The sequence below is a fragment of the Streptomyces sp. NBC_01317 genome (assembly GCF_035961655.1).
Lineage (GTDB): Bacteria > Actinomycetota > Actinomycetes > Streptomycetales > Streptomycetaceae > Streptomyces.
Genome location: NZ_CP108393.1, coordinates 6,445,848 through 6,462,500, shown reverse-complemented (window position 1 = coordinate 6,462,500; position 16,653 = coordinate 6,445,848). Strand labels below are relative to the sequence as shown.

Below are 16,653 nucleotides of genomic sequence, written 5' to 3'. Positions count from 1 at the left end.
AGCGTCCTCGCTGTGTTTCATTCAAAGGAACCACCAACCCACCAACCACAAGGGTTGAGTAGGCCGGGGTATCAACATATCTGGCGTTGACTTTTGGCACGCTGTTGAGTTCTCAAGGAACGGACGCTTCCTTCGGTCCCGTCTCCGGGGCCCTCCGGGCGCTTCCCTTCGGCATTTCGTGTTTCCAACCTTACCAGATTCATTTGGCTGTTCTTGCCGCTTGAATTCCGGTGGCCTTTGGATGGGCCTTTGTTTCTTTGCCTCTCGGCTGTCCACTACTTTAACCGATTCCCCGTCCGGCTCATAATCGAGCCGCAGGGTCAGAATTTCGGCATGCCGAAATCCATACCCGTTGGGGTTGGATCGTAGGTAGAGGATGGCCGCTCCGGGGGCTGCTGAACAGCAGGACCCGTGTCAAGCGGCTCGGGCTACGTTAGGCGGATGAACGGGACGAGTCAAGTTCGTCTGCGCCGCGGCACGTGGGCGCGGTAAGGGCTGACCGAGGGGTCCCCGTCGATCCAGAAGCGCCACGGGTGGACCGCGCCGTCGCCGCCGACCCCGGTGCGGGGGCCGCTGCGGACCAGGTCATCCGCCACGGGGGTGCCCGCCAGGATCGCCAGGTCGGCGTCGACGTCGTCGCACACGTCCGTACCGTTCAGGGCGCGGTCGACGCTCAGGGCTGTGGCCAGCCGGGCCGGGCCTTTGGCCAGTTCTCTGTCATGACGGGCCGAGAGTCGACGTTTGCGGGTGAGTTCAGCACCGACAGTGACCTGTCCCGCCCGGAGCAGGACCCCGCTCGCGGTGCCTTCGGGGCCGCACACCAGGTTGAGGCAGTGCCACATCCCGTACGTGAAGTAGACGTACGCGTGTCCGGGCGGACCGAACATCACATCATTACGGGCCGTGCGCCCGCGGAAGGCGTGCGAGCCCGGGTCGATCGCGCCCGCGTACGCCTCCACCTCGGTGAGGAGCAGTTCCATCGTCCCGTCGTCGGTGTTCCGTACCAGCGTGCGGCCGAGCAGATCGGGCGCCACCTCCAGGACCGGGCGGTCGAAGAAGTCCCGTGGCAGCGGCGTACGGTCGGGGGTCTCGATCATGACGTCCGAGGGTACCCGTGGAACCGGCTACGGTCGTCGCGCGTATGTAGGGGTCAGGACTAGGAGGAGTGAACACACATGGGTTTCAAGAAGCTGCTCGCGAGCATGGGCGCCGGCGGTGCGTCCGTCGAGACGGAACTGACCGAGTCGAACGTCGTCCCCGGTGGGGTCGTCCAGGGCGAGGTACGGCTCCAGGGCGGTTCGGTGAACCAGCAGATCCAGGGCCTGAACGTCGGTCTCCAGGCGCGGGTCGAGGTCGAGGGGAACGACCAGGAGATCAAGCAGGACATCGAGTTCACCAAGCAGAGCATCGGCGGTGCCTTCGAGGTGCAGGCCGGGGCGACACACGTGGTGCCGTTCGGTCTGGAGATCCCCTGGGAGACCCCGATCACGATCATCGACGGGCAGCCGCTGCGCGGCATGAACATCGGGGTGACCACGGAGCTGGACATCGCGCGGGCGCTGGACTCCGGTGACCTGGACCCGATCAACGTGCACCCGCTGCCGGCGCAGCAGGCGATCCTCGACGCCTTCATCCAGCTGGGCTTCCGTTTCAAGGCGGCGGACATGGAGCGGGGTCACATCCGGGGGACGCGCCAGCGGCTGCCGTTCTACCAGGAGATCGAGTTCTTCGCGCCGTCGCAGTACCGCGGGCTGAACCAGGTCGAGCTGTCGTTCGTCGCGGACGACCGTGAGATGGACGTGATCCTGGAGATGGACAAGAAGCCGGGTCTCTTCGGCGAGGGCAGTGACTCGTTCCGGGCGTTCAAGGTCGGTCTCGGGGACTTCCAGGGCACGGACTGGTCGGCGTACCTCAACCAGTGGCTCGCCGAGGTGGGTGGCCGTCGCAACTGGTTCTAGTCCGAGACCTAAGCTCGGGATCGCAAGGCAGATCAGCCGGAACAGCGTATTCGGAGGTTCGAACGTGACCGAGGCAAAGAGGGCTCCGCTTCCTCATGACTTCCATCCGGAGGTGCCGTCGTTCAGCGTGGTGAGCGACGACGTCGCACCGGGCGCGGTGTTGAAGGACGCCCAGGTCTACGCCGCGGGGAACGTGTCGCCGCAGCTGCGGTGGGCGGGTTTCCCGGCGGAGACCAAGAGTTTCGCCGTGACGTGCTTCGATCCCGACGCGCCGACCGGCAGTGGGTTCTGGCACTGGGTGCTGTTCGACATCCCGGCCTCGGTCACCGAGCTGCCGGCGGGTGCGGCCAGTGGGGGTTTCGAGGGGCTGCCGAAGGGCGCCGTGCATGCCCGTAACGACTACGGGACGAAGAATTTCGGTGGCGCGGCGCCGCCCGCCGGGGATCCGGCGCACCGTTATGTGTTCACCGTGTACGCGGTGGACACGGAGGTGCTGGGGGCCGACGAGGACGCGTCTCCGGCGTTTGTCGGTTTCAATCTGCGATTCCACACGCTGGCTCGCGCGCAGCTCATCGGGGAGTACGCGGCCCCTGACGCAAGCTGACCGTTAGCCTGTTGTTTGCCCTGCCCTGGTCTTGGAGAGATCAGGGCAGGGCATTTTTTATTGTGTTGTCCCTCTCGGCGTGCCCGGCCAGAGTTGATCCAAGCCCGCCGGACGGCGGGCCGGCACACGGGAGGTGGGCGGGATGCGGGACACGCTGGTACTGAATGCGAGCTTCGAGCCGCTGTCGACGGTGACTCTCAACCGTGCGGTGGTGCTGGTGCTCCAGGACAAGGCCGTGGTCGAGCAGGCCCATCCCGGTCTCCGTGTGCGGGCGGCCACGGTGGTGCTGCCGGTGCCCCGGGTGATCAGGCTCTGCCGGTACGTACGGGTGCCCTTCCGAAGACAGGCACCGTGGTCCAGACGGGGTGTGCTGATACGGGACCAGCACCGGTGCGCGTACTGCGGCCGGCGCGCGACGACGGTGGACCATGTGGTGCCGAGGTCGCGGGGCGGTGCGGACAGCTGGCTGAATACGGTCGCTTCGTGCGCCGAGGACAACCATCGCAAGGCGGACCGTACGCCGGAGCAGGCGGGGATGCCGCTGCTGCGGCAGCCGTTCGTGCCGTCCCCGGCGGACGCGATGCTGCTCTCGCTGCGGGCGGGCGAGCGGACGGAGCTGCCGGGCTGGCTGGCCGGCGTGCAGCCCGCGGCGTAGGGCCTGCCTGTCCGATGGGGTCAGCGCAGGATCAGCTGGACCAGCGCGCATCCGCCGACGGCCACGATGATTCCCCGCATGAGCGCGGGTGACAGGCGGCGTCCTGCCTTCGCGCCGAGCTGGCCCCCGAGGGCCGAGCCGACCGCGATGAGCAGGACCGCCGTCCAGTCGAAGTCGGCGACGAAGAGGAAGAAGAGCGCGGCGACGCTGTTCACGACGGCCGCGAGGATGTTCTTCACGGCGTTGAGCCGTTGCATGGTGTCGTCGAGCAGCATGCCCATCAGGGAGAGGTAGATGATTCCCTGGGCCGCGGTGAAGTAGCCGCCGTAGACGCTGGCGAGCAGCAGTCCGGTGAAGAGGAGCGGGCCGCCGTCCTGGCGGATGAGGGTGCCCTTCTCGGCGCGGCGTTTCTGGACGGCGGCGGAGAGCCTGGGCTGGAGGATGACCAGCAGCAGGGCGAGGGTGACGAGGACGGGCACGATCGTCTCGAACGCCGTGGACGGCAGGAGCAGCAGGAGTACGGCTCCGGTGAGGCCGCCGACGAGAGCGGCGGCGCTCAGGCGCAGGATGCGGCGGCGCTGTCCGGCGAGTTCGGCGCGGTAGCCGATGGCTCCGCTGATCGAGCCGGATATGAGGCCCAGCGCGTTGGAGACGGTGGCGGTCACGGGTGGCAGGCCGGTGGCGAGCAGGACCGGGAAGGTGATCAGGGTGCCCGATCCGACGATGGTGTTGATGGTGCCGGCGCAGATGCCCGCGACGAGAACGGCGAGCATCTCCCAGATGGTCACGGTGTAGCGGCCCTCCATGATCGGTGCATAACGCACCGATCATGCACGAAGGGGGGCGTGGGTCATTCCACCGGGGGGGCCTGTTTGCGTTCCTTGCCGGTGTTGAAGCCGGGTCCGCCGCCGGAGCCGAAGTTGTCGAAGGCTCCGCTGAGTCCCTTGAGGGCGTCGCCGATCTCGCTGGGCACGATCCAGAGCTTGTTGGCGTCGCCCTCGGCGATCTTGGGGAGCATCTGGAGGTACTGGTAGGCGAGGAGTTTCTGGTCGGGGTCGCCGGCGTGGATGGACTCGAAGACCGTACGGATCGCCTGGGCCTCGCCCTCGGCGCGCAGGGCGGCGGCCTTGGCCTCACCTTCGGCGCGGAGGATCGCGGACTGCTTCTCGCCCTCGGCGGTGAGGATCTGGGACTGGCGGATGCCCTCGGCGGTGAGGATCGCGGCGCGCTTGTCGCGGTCGGCGCGCATCTGCTTCTCCATCGAGTCCTGGATGGAGGTCGGGGGCTCGATGGCCTTCAGCTCGACGCGGTTGACGCGGATGCCCCACTTGCCGGTGGCTTCGTCGAGGACGCCGCGCAGGGCCGCGTTGATCTCCTCGCGGGAGGTGAGGGTGCGCTCCAGGTCCATGCCGCCGATGATGTTGCGCAGCGTGGTGACGGTGAGTTGTTCGATCGCCTGGATGTAGCTGGCGACCTCGTAGGTCGCGGCGCGGGCGTCGGTCACCTGGTAGTAGATGACGGTGTCGATGTTGACGACCAGGTTGTCCTGGGTGATCACCGGCTGGGGCGGGAAGGGCACGACCTGTTCGCGGAGGTCGATGCGGTTGCGGATGGAGTCGATGAACGGGACGACGATGTTGAGACCCGCGTTGAGCGTGCGGGTGTAACGGCCGAACCGTTCGACGATGGCGGCGCTTGCCTGCGGGATGACCTGGATCGTCTTGATCAGGGCGATGAATACAAGCACCACCAGGATGACCAGGACGATGATGATTGATGGCATCGCGTTCCTCGGGCCCTTCGCTGCCGGATGTTCCGATGATCGAGTTTGTCAGACCAGGGGTGTGCGTGGGGGGTGTTCGGCCGGTCTACATGACGACGGCCGTCGCGCCGTCGATGTCGACGACGTCCACCTGCTGTCCCGGTTCGAACGACTGGCCCGCGTCGAGGGTCCGTGCGGACCAGACCTCACCGGCCAGTTTGACGCGGCCTCCGTTGCCGTCCACCCGTTCCAGGACGACGGCTTGACGGCCTTTCAGCGCGTCGATGCCGCTCGCGTGCACCGGGCGGCGCGCGTTCTGCCGCGCCGCGAGGGGCCGTACGACGGCGATGAGTGCCACCGACACCGCGGCGAAGACCAGGACTTGGGCCACGACCCCGCCGCCGAGGGACGCGACGATCGCTCCGGCGACGGCTCCGGCGGAGAACATGCCGAACTCCGGCATCGCCGTCAGGACGAGCGGAATGCCCAGGCCGACCGCGCCGATCAGCCACCACACCCATGCGTCGATTTCCACTTGTGCATGGTAGGTCCGGCGAACCCCCTCCGGACAGGGGCGATATCAGGTCATCCGGTCGACAGACGCCTTGCGGGGGTGGTCACTTGAGCGGGAGGCCCTGCGCGGTCCAGCGGTCCCCGGTGCGCTCCACGACGAGCGGGAGGCCGAAGCAGAGGGAGAGGTTACGGGAGGACAGCTCGGTCTCCATGGGTCCCGCGGCGAGCACCTTGCCCTGGCGGATCATGAGGACGTGCGTGAAGCCGGGGGCGATCTCCTCGACATGGTGGGTGACCATGATCATGGAAGGCGCGTACGGGTCGCGGGCGAGGCGGCCGAGGCGCCGTACGAGATCCTCGCGGCCTCCGAGGTCCAGTCCCGCGGCGGGCTCGTCGAGGAGCAGCAGCTCGGGGTCGGTCATCATGGCGCGGGCGATGAGGGTGCGCTTGCGCTCGCCCTCGGAGAGCGTGCCGAACCTGCGGTCCAGGAACTCCGTCATGCCGAGGCGGTCGAGGAAGGCGCGGGCGCGCTGCTCGTCGACCTCGTCGTACTGCTCCTGCCAGGTGGCGGTCATGCCGTACGCGGCCGTGAGGACGGTCTCCAGGACCGTCTGGCGCTTGGGCAGCTTCTCCGACATGGCGACACCGGCGATGCCGATGCGCGGTCGGAGGTCGAAGACGTCGACCTTGCCGAGGGTCTCGCCGAGGATCCGGGCGCTGCCGGTGGTCGGGAAGAGGTAGCTGGACGCGAGGTTGAGCAGGGTGGTCTTGCCGGCGCCGTTCGGCCCGAGGATCACCCAGCGCTCGCCCTCCTTGACCGACCAGGAGACATCGTCCACCAGAGCGCGTCCGTCGCGGACCACGGATACGTCCACCAGCTCCAGTACATCGCTCATGAGCGCGTTGTCTCCCCATGCAATCGTCTCGAGTTCCGGGTGCGCCTGTGGGCGCGGTTCCCAGGGAAAACCTACGCCACCTATGGAGTGGTCCGGCCCTGAGGTCCGTTCCCTAGGCTGGGGCCATGCTTTCGCAACCACGCTCAGGATTGCTGGCCGCATGGGGAAACGCCCTCTTGGCCGGGTTTGTGTCGCCGGACGACGCCGTGCACGCCATCGTCGGCGAGGACGCTGTGCACCGGGTGGAGGGGCTGCCGGGCGAGGCGGGGCCTGTCGGGCTCACGCTGGCGCTGGGGCGGCTGCGGACGCTCGGGGTGACCGGGTACCGGGTCGCGCTGCCCGCGCCGGGCCATCCGCTGGGGCTCAGCGGCCCCCCGGACTTCAACGCCCGCGCGCTGGAGGCGGAGGAGGCGGTGGTCGCCACGGGCGCGCCGTACGGTCTGGTGCCCGAGGTGACCGCGGTGGGCCCGGCCGGGGACCAGCACGTCGAGGTGGTCTGGCACTGTCTGCCGGTACGGGAGGCGCCCCCGGCGGACGTGCCGTCGCTCGGGGAGGCGGAGCGGGAGCTGGCGGAGGCCCTGCGGGAGGCGACGGACGTGCTGTCGCGGCTGGACGTGGCGGCGTCGGGGCCGATGGCGGAGGCGGCGCTGGACGCGTACCGGGCGCGTGCGGAGCGGGGCCGGGAGGTGCTGGCTCCCGGGTATCCGCCGCGCGCGGTGCGGGTGCTGGAGCTGGCGCAGCGGGTGGGGCTGCTGGTGGCGCTGGCATACGAGCACGGGGACGGCGGCGCCGTGAGCGCGTCGGAGATGTCGGCGCGGGGCGCGGCGCTGCGGCCGGTGGAGCGGGTGGCGCGGCGGGCGCAGGTGGCCTCGTACAACGCGTATGTGGAGGAGCGGGAGCGGGGACTGCCGCCTGTGGTCTGAATCACGTGGGCGGGGGCCGGGCCGGAGACGTACGGACGAACCACACCGAGTCTCGTACGTGGCGCGTGTCACGTACGAGACCCCGGGACCGCCGGGGGATGACGGCGGGTCTCGGGGCCTCGTACGTACGTCACACGCGGGGCGTCAGCACGTCACACGCGGGCGTGGGTGGTTCAGCGGTTCACGGAGTGGTTGCCGAACGCCGGGTTCAGCAGGCCGATCACGTTCACGGTGTTGCCGGTCAGGTTGACCGGGACGTGCACCGGGACCTGGACCGCGTTGCCGGAGGCGATGCCCGGGGAGTGCTGGGCCAGGCCGTCGGCCTGCGCGCCGGAGCCGCCACCGGTGGCGAACGCCGCGCCGGCGGAGGCACTCGCGGCGAGACCGGCGGTGACGATGACCAGGGCGGCCTTCTTGGCGACCTTCATGGGGTGTTCCTCAATCGAGAATCGGTAAGGGTGTGAAAGGGCGGAGCGGCGGGGCGCGGTCAGTGGTTGACGGCGGCGTTGCCGAAGGCCGGGTTCAGTACGCCGATGACGTTGACGCTGTTGCCGACGGCGTTGACCGGGACGTGCACGGGGGCCTGGATCAGGTTGCCGGAGGCGATGCCCGGGGACTTGAGGGCGGCGCCCTCGGCCTGCGCGCCGCCGTGGGCGGACGCGACGCCGGACGCGGCGGCGACGATGCCACCGGCGACGAGGGTGAGGGTGGCGGCCTTCTTCAGGTTCTTCATATCGGGTTTCCTCCTCGGGGCGGCCGCGGCGGTGCGCCGCGGCATGCCATGGAGAACGCCCGGGGGACGATCAGGATGCGCCGTGTGGGTGACATACACCCGACGGTATGAATCTCAGACCGGACGACGAGGATGCCCGTGGGCCGTCCGATCAGCCGGTAATCCCATGTCGGACCGCCCAGAGGGCGGCCTGGGTGCGGTCCGCGAGATCCAGTTTCATCAGGATGTTCGAGACGTGTGTCTTGACGGTCTTCTCGGAGAGCACCAGGGCGCGGGCGATCTCCCGGTTGGAGCGCCCGTCGGCGATGAGGGTGAGCACTTCGCGTTCCCGCTCGGTGAGGGTGGTCCCCCGGCCCTGGCCGCCGCCGGGGTTGTCCTGGGCCAGCAGGGCGCCCGCCACCTCGGGCTGGAGCAGGACGTGCCCCGCGTGTACGGAGCGGATCGCGCCGGCCAGCGCCTCGGGGTCGACGTCCTTGTACACGTAGCCGGACGCGCCGGCGCGCAGGGCGGGGACGACGGTGCGCTGTTCGGTGAAGCTGGTGACGATCAGCACCCTGGCCGGGTTCTGGAGGTCCCGGAGGGTGCGCAGGGCCTCGATGCCGTCGGTGCCGGGCATCTTGATGTCCATCAGGACGACGTCGGGCCGCAGTTCCTCGGCGCGGGCGACCCCCTCGGCGCCGTCGGACGCCTCCCCCACGACCTCGATGTCGTCCTGGACCTCCAGGAACGTCCGCAGGCCGCGGCGGACCACCTGGTGGTCGTCCACCAGCAGGACACGAATGGTCTTGTCACCCACCGGGCACCTCCATCTCGATCGTGGTGCCCCGTCCGGGCGCCGACCGCACGCTGAGTCTGCCGCCGACGCCACCGGCCCGGTCGCGCATCGAGACCAGCCCCAGGTGCCGGCCGGCCCGGCGGACCGCGCGCGGGTCGAAGCCCGTGCCGTTGTCCGTGACGCTGAGGACCACGCCGGGGTCCCGGCGGGCGAGGGTGACGTCGACCCGGTCGGCGCCGGAGTGCCGCAGCGCGTTGTGCAGGGCCTCCTGGGCGACCCGCAGCAGCGCTTCCTCCTGGGCGGCGGGCAGGGCCCGTACGGAGAAGCTGCCGAAGGTGACCCGGGCGGAGTGGGCGCGGTCCAGGACGTGGATCTGGGTACGGAGGGTGTGGACGAGGCCGTCCTCGTCGAGGGCGGCGGGCCGCAGCTCGACGACGGCGGCGCGCAGCTCCTCGGCGGCCTCGGCGGCGAGTGCGGTGACCTGCTGGAGTTCGTCCTTGGCGCGGGCCGGGTCACGGTCGACCAGGGCGGCGGCGGCCTGGGCGGTCAGGCGCAGGGAGAAGAGTTTCTGGCTGACGGCGTCGTGGAGTTCGTGGGCGAGGCGTGAGCGTTCCTCGGCGATGGTCAGCTCGCGGCTGCGTTCGTGGAGCCGGGCGTTGGTGAGGGCGATGGCGGCGTGCTGGGCGAGTATGCCGAGGAGTTCCTCGTCCTCCTCGGTGAAGCCGCAGCCCCCGCCGGGCCTGGGGCAGCGCTTGTTGGCGAGGAAGAGCGCGGCGAGGGTCTCGTCGCCGTCCCTGACGGGCAGCCCCAGGAAGTCGGACATGTCGGGGTGGGAGGCGGGCCAGCCCTCGAAGCGGGGGTCCTGGCGTACGTCGGTCAGGCGCTGGGGCGTCCGGTCCCTGAGCATCGCGGCGAGGATGCCGTGCTGGCGCGGGAGCGGCCCGATGGCCTTCCACTGGTCGTCGCTCACGCCGTCGACCACGAACTGGGCGAAGCCGCCGTGGTCGTCGGGGACGCCGAGCGCCGCGTACTCGGCGTCCAGCAGTTCGCGGGCGGAGGCGACGATCGTCTTGAGGACGTCCCGTACCTCCAGGTGCCGGCTCATCGCCAGCAACGCGGTGCTCACCGCCGCGAGGCCGGATCTGGGTCGGTGGCTCATGGCTTCACCGTACCGGCGGGCCGGCCCCGTGTGATGAGGCCTAAGAGGGGGGTGACCAGGGCGTACGGCCTAGGCCGGAAGACCCTGGCGGGCCGGGCACGGACACGGGCGGGAGAGCGGCGGAGACCGGAAACGACCGCCGCGAGACCGCTCACCGTATGCATTGCTTGAGCAACGCGGGGTGAGGCCACCCTGCCCCCGATGTGAGCCCTCACATAGGACGTACGTCACTTACGAAGACCTCTAGTCGACAAATAAGGGGGCTGTGAGCTTGCTACATGGGGAAAACGCACCATTCGCCCCCCTCCCCGTCCCACTACCCGGGGTCGTACGTCACACCTTTGCCACAGCATTTTGCGGCCGCTAAGAATTGCGTCCGTCGCCGCCGAGCAGGCTGTCGGCCACCCGGCCCCCGCGACTCCCCGCTATTCGAAGAGGTACGTCTCTATGTTCTCGTCACGCACCCCTGGCCTTGACCGTCTCAACCGGGCGCACAAGGCTTCGATCGCCGGCGTCGCCGCCGCCGGAGTCGCCGCCATCACCCTCACGCTCGTTCCGGGCGCCTCGGCCGACTCCAAGCCCTCGCAGGCGGTCACCGCCTCGCAGGCCGCCTTCACGGCGACCCCGGACACCGCTGCCCAGGCCGCGTCGCTGCACGCGAGCGTCTTCAAGCAGCAGGCCTCCGCCGAGAACACGGCGAAGGTCCAGGCCGCGACGAAGGTCAAGGCCGCCGCGCAGGAGAAGGCCGACAAGGCCGAGAAGGCGAAGAAGGCCGCCGAGGCCAAGGCGAAGGCCGAGAAGAAGGCCGAGCAGAAGGCCAAGGCGGAGAAGGCCGCGAAGGCCAAGGCCAAGGCCGCCGCCGACGCCAAGAAGCGCGTGAAGGCCGCCGACGACGCGAAGAAGCGTGCCAAGGCCGCCGCCAGCCGGTCCGCCGCGCGCACCCCGGTCTACGCGAACAACCTGGACGGCTGGATCAAGGAATCGCTGTCCATCATGAAGAAGCACGGCATCCCGGGCTCGTACGAGGGACTGCACCGCAACATCATGCGCGAGTCGAGCGGGAACCCGAACGCGATCAACAACTGGGACATCAACGCCCAGAACGGCATCCCGTCGAAGGGCCTGCTCCAGGTCATCCCCCCGACCTTCGCCACGTACCACGTCAACGGCACGTCGAAGAACATCTACGACCCCGTCGCCAACATCGTCGCCGCGGCCAACTACGCCGCCGACAGGTACGGCTCGATGGACAACGTCAACAGCGCCTACTGAGCGCGGTAGGCATCTGAGCGCCGTGGACACCGGTCACCCACGCCGGAGGGCGGCACCCCTGTGCGGGGTGCCGCCCTCCGGCGCGGTGCTCTCACATCCGTACGACCGCTACTTCCGCATGACCTCCGGCTCGTGGCGGCGCAGCAGGCGCGCGACCACGAAGCCGCAGAGCACACCGATCACGACCAGCACGATCATGTCGACGGACCACTGGGCGGCGGTGTGCTGCCACAGCGGGTCCAGGTCGCCGGGCTTCTCCGGGTCCCACGGCGCCATCAGGTGCGACAGGTCGAGCGTCGAGCCCGCCGCGCCCAGGGCCCAGCGGGACGGCATCAGCCAGGCGAACTGTTCCAGTCCGGGCTTGCCGAAGATCTGGAAGAGGGTGCCGGTGAAGACGAGCTGCACGATCGCGAACATCACGAGCAGCGGCATGGTCTTCTCGGCGGTCTTGACCAGCGCGGAGATGACCAGTCCGAGCATCATCGCGGTGAAGCCCATGGCGATGATCGCGAGGCAGATCTCGACGGCCGGGTGGGTGATCACGCCCTTCTCGGGGAGTTCACGGACCGGCAGGGCGATGGCGCAGATGATGACGGCCTGGAAAGCCGTGATCACCCCCAGCACGATCACCTTGGACATCAGGTAGGCCGAACGGGACAGGCCGGTGGCCCGTTCCCGTTCGTAGATGACCCGTTCCTTGATCAGTTCTCGTACGGAGTTGGCCGAGCCGGCGAAGCACATCCCGACCACGAGGATCATCATGATGATCCCGGCGGTGCTGTTGAAGCGGGAGGGCGGTGTGGGCGGTACGAGGCCGAACTTGGCCGGTATGACGGCGCTCACCCCGCCGAGGATCGCCGGCAGCAGCACCATCAGGCCCATGAAGCCCCGGTCGGACGCGATCACCGACACATAGCGCCGGACCAGGGTCCACAGCTGGGACCCCCAGCTCTGCGGCTTCGGCGGGCGCATCTGCTGCGCGGAGGGCATGGCCACGGACTGCGCGGCGATGGCGTCGATGTCGGCGGCGTACATCTGGTAGTGCTGCGAGCCGCGCCAGCGGCCCGCCCAGTCGTACTCGCGGTAGTTCTCGAAGGCCGAGAAGACGTCGGCCCACGAGGTGTAGCCGAAGAAGTTGAGCGCCTCCTCGGGCGGGCCGAAGTACGCCACCGAGCCGCCGGGGGCCATGACGAGGAGCTTGTCGCAGATCGCCAGCTCGGCGACGGAGTGCGTGACCACCAGGACCGTACGGCCGTCGTCGGCGAGGTCGCGCAGGAGCTTCATCACATCGCGGTCCATGCCCGGGTCGAGGCCGGAGGTCGGCTCGTCCAGGAAGATCAGCGAGGGCTTGGTGAGCAGTTCCAGGGCGACCGAGACCCGCTTGCGCTGGCCGCCGGAGAGCGCGGTGATCTTCTTGTCCTTGTGGATGTCGAGCTTCAGCTCGCCCAGCACCTCGTCGATCCTGGCCTCGCGCTCGGCGGGCTTGGTGTCGCCGGGGAAGCGGAGCTTCGCCGCGTACCTGAGCGCCTTCCTGACGGTCAGTTCCTTGTGCAGGATGTCGTCCTGCGGGACCAGGCCGATGCGCTGGCGCAGCTCGGCGAACTGCTTGTACAGGTTCCGGTTGTCGTAGAGGACGTCGCCCTCGTTGGCCGGGCGATAGCCGGTGAGCGCCTTGAGCAGCGTGGACTTTCCGGAGCCGGACGGGCCGATGACCGCGATGAGCGACTTCTCCGGGACCCCGAAGGAGACGTCCTTGAGGATCTGCTTGCCGCCGTCGACCGTCACGGTGAGGTGGCGGGCCGAGAAGGAGACCTCACCGGTGTCGACGAACTCTTCGAGCCGGTCGCCGACGAGGCGGAAGGTCGAGTGGCCGACGCCGACGATGTCGTGGGGGCCGATGGGCACGGTGCCGGACTTGGCTATCGGCTGGCCGTTGACGTACGTGCCGTTGTGGGATCCGAGGTCGCGGATCTCGTAGCGGCCGTCGGGGGTGGCGGTGAACTCGGCGTGGTGGCGGGAGACCTGGAGGTCGGAGACGACCAGTTCGTTCTCCAGCGCGCGGCCGATGCGCATGACACGGCCGAGGGAGAGCTGGTGGAACGTGGTCGGGTTGCGGTCACCGTAGAACGGCGAGGCTCCCTCGCCCGGCGCCTGCCCCTGCCCCTGCCCCTGCCCCTGCCCCTGCCCCGCGAACGGGCCGCCGGGACCGCCCTGTTGGGGCACCTGCGGCTGCTGGGGCTGCTGGGGCTGCTGGGGCTGCTGCCAGCCCTGCTGGGGAACGGCCGGCCGCACCGGTGCCTGCGCCGCCTGCTGCTGGTACGGCGCCTGCTGCGGCGCGGCCGCCTGCGGGCTGTAGGCGGCGGCGGAGAGGCTCAGCCGGGGCCCGTCCGTCGCGTTGCCGAGATGCACGGCGGAACCGGCCGCGATATCCGTCTGATGGACCCGCTGCCCTCGTACGTACGTACCGTTGGTGCTTCCGTGATCTTCGATGACCCAGCCCCGGCCCCCCCAGCTGATGGTGGCGTGACGCCACGAGACCCGGGCGTCGTCGACTACGAGGTCGCCCTGCGGATCACGTCCCAGGGTGTACGACCTGGCCGGATCGAGCGCCCAGGTCCTTCCGTTCAATTCCAGTACGAGTTCGTGCACTCCATGCCCCACTAGTTGTCCCCCGAAGTTCCCCCATCGCTGGGGAGTCTAGGGATGGCGAACATCGGGGGGAACTATTTCAGGCGGGCTGCCTCCCGTGAAAACCGGGCCTCTTGAATACCCAGGTACGAAGGGGTCCATGCGGCCGGCTCCGTGACGCTTGTGATCATGGAATGTGTCCGCCGTGATCACGGGAGGTGTCCGCCGGGTGACCATGCTGTCCGCTGTACGGGACACCCGGCCGGTCCCGGGTCCGCGCCCGCTACGGTGGGATCACCATGAGCGCACCGCAGCCCCGCCAGATCCCTGAGACCCCTGATGTCCCGACCGACGTCCCGGCCGAGGTCCCGGTCACCGAGGTCCCGGTCACCGAGGTCCCGACCCTTCTCGTCAAGATCTTCGGGAAGGACCGCCCCGGGATCACCGCGGGGCTCTTCGACACCCTCGCCGCCTACGCCGTCGATGTCATCGACATCGAGCAGGTCGTCACCCGTGGCCGTATCGTCCTGTGCGCGCTGATCACCGCGCCGGCGGCGGGCGGCGCCACCGAGGGCGAGCTGCGGGCCACCGTCCACAGCTGGACGGAGTCCCTCAAGCTCCAGGCCGAGATCATCTCCGGCAAGGGCGACAACCGGCCGCGCGGCAGCGGCCGTTCGCACGTCACCGTGCTCGGCAACCCGCTCACCGCGGAGTCGACGGCCGCCATAGCGGCGAGCATCACCTCGACCGGCGGCAACATCGACCGTATCTTCCGGCTCGCCAAGTACCCCGTCACAGCGGTGGAGTTCGCGGTGTCCGGTGTGGAGACCGCGCCGCTGCGCACCGCGCTGGCGACCTCGGCGGCGGGGATCGGGGTGGATGTCGCGGTCGTCTCGGCCGGGCTGGCCCGCCGGGCCCAGCGCCTGGTGGTGATGGACGTCGACTCGACGCTGATCCAGGACGAGGTCATCGAACTCTTCGCGGCGCACGCGGGCTGTGAGGCGGAGGTCGCCGAGGTGACCGCCCGTGCCATGGCGGGAGAGCTGGACTTCGAGCAGTCCCTGCACGCGCGGGTGGCGCTGCTGGCCGGGCTCGACGCGTCGGTGGTGGACAAGGTACGGGCGGAGGTACGGCTCACTCCCGGGGCCCGCACCCTGATCCGTACGCTCAAACGGCTCGGCTACCAAGTGGGCGTCGTGTCCGGCGGGTTCACCCAGGTCACCGACGCGCTCAAGGACCGTCTCGGGCTGGACTTCGCCGCCGCCAACACCCTGGAGATCGTGGACGGGAAGCTCACCGGGCGGGTGACCGGGGAGATCGTGGACCGCGCGGGCAAGGCCAGGCTGCTGCGGCGGTTCGCCGCCGAGGCCGGGGTGCCGCTGGCGCAGACGGTGGCGATCGGGGACGGCGCCAACGATCTCGACATGCTGAACGCGGCCGGGCTCGGAGTGGCCTTCAACGCGAAGCCGGTGGTCCGCAAGGCGGCGCACGCGGCGGTGAACGTACCGTTCCTGGACACCGTCCTCTATCTGCTGGGGATCACCCGCGAAGAGGTCGAGGAGGCGTCGGAGGACGACGACCGCTCACAGGAGTGAGAGCCACTCCTGTGAGCCGGACAGTCCTTGGGCGTGAATACGGCTCAGTCGTGCGGGGCCCAGAACTCCTGGAGCGTGCCCACTCCCAGCTCCACCGACTTCCAGCCCCGGTCGATCCCGATGACGGCGAAGGCGGCCGTCGGGAACCCGCTGCGGGTCATCCGGGCGATGTCGTCGCCCGAGTCCGGGCCGGCCATCGCGTCGGCGAGGGCGTGCATGCTCGGGTTGTGGCCGACGAGGAGCAGGTTGTCCACGTCGTCGGGAGTCTCGTTGATCAGGGCGAGCAGCTCGCCGAGGGTCGCGTCGTACAGCCGGTCCTCGTAGACGGTCCTCGGACGCTGCGGCAGCTCGTGCACGGCCAGCTTCCAGGTCTCACGGGTCCGCGCCGCGGTGGAGCAGAGGGCGAGATCGATGGCGATACCGGTCTCGGCGAGGCGGCGGCCCGCGACGGAGGAATCCGCACGGCCCCGGTCGGCGAGTGGCCTCTCGTGGTCGGCCACCTCCGGCCAGTCGGCCTTGGCGTGCCGGAGTAGGACGATCCTGCGGGACGTATCGGCGCTCATGCCATCCAGCTTCGCATGAAATGCGCCCGCGGGCGCAGGGTGTTGGAACGGGCCCCCGGCACGGGTGAACAGTGCTAGGGCGTGACCGCGCGCTCTGGCGTACGCCCTGGGACAGGCCCTAGCGCGCGAGCACCTGGCGCATCAGGTCCAGGATCCGGGCGATCCCCGGGTCGGTGGTCGCGGCCTGCGCCTGGCCGGGGCCCGCCATCAGGACGAGCAGGACGGCGAAGGCGACGGCGGGCAGGGCCAGGGCCCACCACGGGAGCCGGACCGCGAGGGCGTCCGCGGGCGTGGGGCGGGTGCGGGGGTACGTTCTGGCCGGCATGTCCGCCTCCGTGGGTCCGTGGTGTCCGACACCTCAGAACCTACGGATCGCGGGCGCTCCGGCCCATCCGGTGACCCACCCACTCACCCCTGACCCTGGCCCCCTAGGGGAAGGTGGTGCCAGCCCCACCACAGAAACGGGCAGAGCGGGCAGAGCGGGCAGGGGCCCTCCGTCACGGGCTGGCGATCGAGGCGATGATGCCGATGATCACCAGGATGCCGATGATCGTGCCGAACACGATGAGCAGCTTCTGCTGGCCGTTCTGGGGATTCGGGTCAAGGACTGGCATGCG

The 16,653-nt window shown here is 69.5% G+C and carries 19 protein-coding genes; 6 read left to right on the top strand and 13 right to left on the bottom strand.

The window, feature by feature from the left end:
- Positions 1–455: 455 nt before the first annotated feature.
- A complete protein-coding gene (locus OG349_RS28145) occupies positions 456–1,097 on the bottom strand; it encodes a DNA-3-methyladenine glycosylase (RefSeq protein WP_327237246.1) in 642 nt (213 codons plus the stop codon).
- A 78-nt stretch (positions 1,098–1,175) separates the two neighbouring features.
- Here OG349_RS28145 and OG349_RS28140 point away from each other — a divergent pair, with 78 nt between their 5' ends.
- The 3 genes from OG349_RS28140 (at position 1,176) to OG349_RS28130 (ending at position 3,217) form a co-directional block, all read left to right on the top strand.
- Complete coding sequence (locus OG349_RS28140; protein ID WP_161309471.1) at positions 1,176–1,958, top strand: sporulation protein; 783 nt, start codon at positions 1,176–1,178, stop codon at positions 1,956–1,958.
- 64 nt (positions 1,959–2,022) lie between these two features.
- Positions 2,023–2,562 carry a YbhB/YbcL family Raf kinase inhibitor-like protein gene (locus OG349_RS28135; protein WP_327237245.1) on the top strand — a complete coding sequence of 180 codons (540 nt, stop codon included), beginning with the start codon at positions 2,023–2,025 and terminating at the stop codon, positions 2,560–2,562.
- 142 nt (positions 2,563–2,704) lie between these two features.
- Positions 2,705–3,217, top strand: a complete 513-nt coding sequence (locus tag OG349_RS28130; protein WP_327237244.1) for an HNH endonuclease — start codon at positions 2,705–2,707, stop codon at positions 3,215–3,217.
- A 20-nt stretch (positions 3,218–3,237) separates the two neighbouring features.
- Here OG349_RS28130 and OG349_RS28125 read toward each other — a convergent pair whose 3' ends face one another.
- The 4 genes from OG349_RS28125 to OG349_RS28110 form a co-directional block, all read right to left on the bottom strand.
- Positions 3,238–4,005: a sulfite exporter TauE/SafE family protein gene (locus tag OG349_RS28125; RefSeq protein WP_327238757.1), complete on the bottom strand. Its 768-nt coding sequence runs from the start codon at positions 4,003–4,005 to the stop codon at positions 3,238–3,240.
- A gap of 62 nt (positions 4,006–4,067) precedes the next feature.
- Positions 4,068–5,000 carry an SPFH domain-containing protein gene (locus tag OG349_RS28120; protein WP_327237243.1) on the bottom strand — a complete coding sequence of 311 codons (933 nt, stop codon included), beginning with the start codon at positions 4,998–5,000 and terminating at the stop codon, positions 4,068–4,070.
- 85 nt (positions 5,001–5,085) lie between these two features.
- Positions 5,086–5,514, bottom strand: a complete 429-nt coding sequence (locus OG349_RS28115; RefSeq protein ID WP_161309466.1) for an NfeD family protein — start codon at positions 5,512–5,514, stop codon at positions 5,086–5,088.
- Between the two features lie 82 nt (positions 5,515–5,596).
- Positions 5,597–6,388 carry an ABC transporter ATP-binding protein gene (locus OG349_RS28110; RefSeq protein WP_327237242.1) on the bottom strand — a complete coding sequence of 264 codons (792 nt, stop codon included), beginning with the start codon at positions 6,386–6,388 and terminating at the stop codon, positions 5,597–5,599.
- 125 nt (positions 6,389–6,513) lie between these two features.
- On the opposite strand from OG349_RS28110, the gene OG349_RS28105 reads away from it, so the two are divergent.
- Complete coding sequence (locus tag OG349_RS28105; protein ID WP_327237241.1) at positions 6,514–7,311, top strand: hypothetical protein; 798 nt, start codon at positions 6,514–6,516, stop codon at positions 7,309–7,311.
- 173 nt (positions 7,312–7,484) lie between these two features.
- On the opposite strand, the gene OG349_RS28100 is transcribed toward OG349_RS28105, so the two are convergent.
- The 4 genes from OG349_RS28100 to OG349_RS28085 all read right to left on the bottom strand — a co-directional run bounded on the left by OG349_RS28100 (position 7,485) and on the right by OG349_RS28085 (position 9,978).
- Complete coding sequence (locus tag OG349_RS28100) at positions 7,485–7,739, bottom strand: chaplin (RefSeq protein ID WP_161309463.1); 255 nt, start codon at positions 7,737–7,739, stop codon at positions 7,485–7,487.
- A 59-nt stretch (positions 7,740–7,798) separates the two neighbouring features.
- Positions 7,799–8,044 (bottom strand): chaplin, encoded by a 246-nt coding sequence (locus tag OG349_RS28095; RefSeq protein ID WP_327237240.1) that lies wholly within the window; start codon positions 8,042–8,044, stop codon positions 7,799–7,801.
- Between the two features lie 151 nt (positions 8,045–8,195).
- Positions 8,196–8,840 carry a response regulator transcription factor gene (locus tag OG349_RS28090; RefSeq protein ID WP_327237239.1) on the bottom strand — a complete coding sequence of 215 codons (645 nt, stop codon included), beginning with the start codon at positions 8,838–8,840 and terminating at the stop codon, positions 8,196–8,198.
- Positions 8,833–9,978: a GAF domain-containing sensor histidine kinase gene (locus OG349_RS28085; RefSeq protein WP_327237238.1), complete on the bottom strand. Its 1,146-nt coding sequence runs from the start codon at positions 9,976–9,978 to the stop codon at positions 8,833–8,835. Before OG349_RS28085 ends, OG349_RS28090 begins: the two co-directional genes overlap by 8 nt.
- A 447-nt stretch (positions 9,979–10,425) precedes the next feature.
- On the opposite strand from OG349_RS28085, the gene OG349_RS28080 reads away from it, so the two are divergent.
- Entirely contained in the window at positions 10,426–11,250 is an 825-nt protein-coding gene (locus OG349_RS28080; RefSeq protein WP_327237237.1) for a transglycosylase SLT domain-containing protein, read from the top strand.
- 108 nt (positions 11,251–11,358) lie between these two features.
- Here OG349_RS28080 and OG349_RS28075 read toward each other — a convergent pair whose 3' ends face one another.
- On the bottom strand, positions 11,359–13,911 hold the full coding sequence (locus OG349_RS28075) for an ABC transporter ATP-binding protein/permease (RefSeq protein ID WP_327237236.1): 2,553 nt from the start codon (positions 13,909–13,911) through the stop codon (positions 11,359–11,361).
- A gap of 266 nt (positions 13,912–14,177) precedes the next feature.
- Here OG349_RS28075 and serB point away from each other — a divergent pair, with 266 nt between their 5' ends.
- On the top strand, positions 14,178–15,473 hold the full coding sequence (gene serB / locus OG349_RS28070) for a phosphoserine phosphatase SerB (protein ID WP_327237235.1): 1,296 nt from the start codon (positions 14,178–14,180) through the stop codon (positions 15,471–15,473).
- Between the two features lie 44 nt (positions 15,474–15,517).
- On the opposite strand, the gene OG349_RS28065 is transcribed toward serB, so the two are convergent.
- From OG349_RS28065 to OG349_RS28055, 3 genes are all read right to left on the bottom strand, one after another.
- The gene (locus tag OG349_RS28065) at positions 15,518–16,036 is read right to left on the bottom strand and encodes a SixA phosphatase family protein (RefSeq protein ID WP_327237234.1); all 519 of its coding nucleotides are present in this window, start codon (positions 16,034–16,036) and stop codon (positions 15,518–15,520) included.
- 118 nt (positions 16,037–16,154) lie between these two features.
- Entirely contained in the window at positions 16,155–16,361 is a 207-nt protein-coding gene (locus OG349_RS28060; RefSeq protein ID WP_327237233.1) for a hypothetical protein, read from the bottom strand.
- 172 nt (positions 16,362–16,533) lie between these two features.
- Entirely contained in the window at positions 16,534–16,650 is a 117-nt protein-coding gene (locus OG349_RS28055) for an SGM_5486 family transporter-associated protein (RefSeq protein ID WP_327237232.1), read from the bottom strand.
- Positions 16,651–16,653 lie beyond the last annotated feature (3 nt).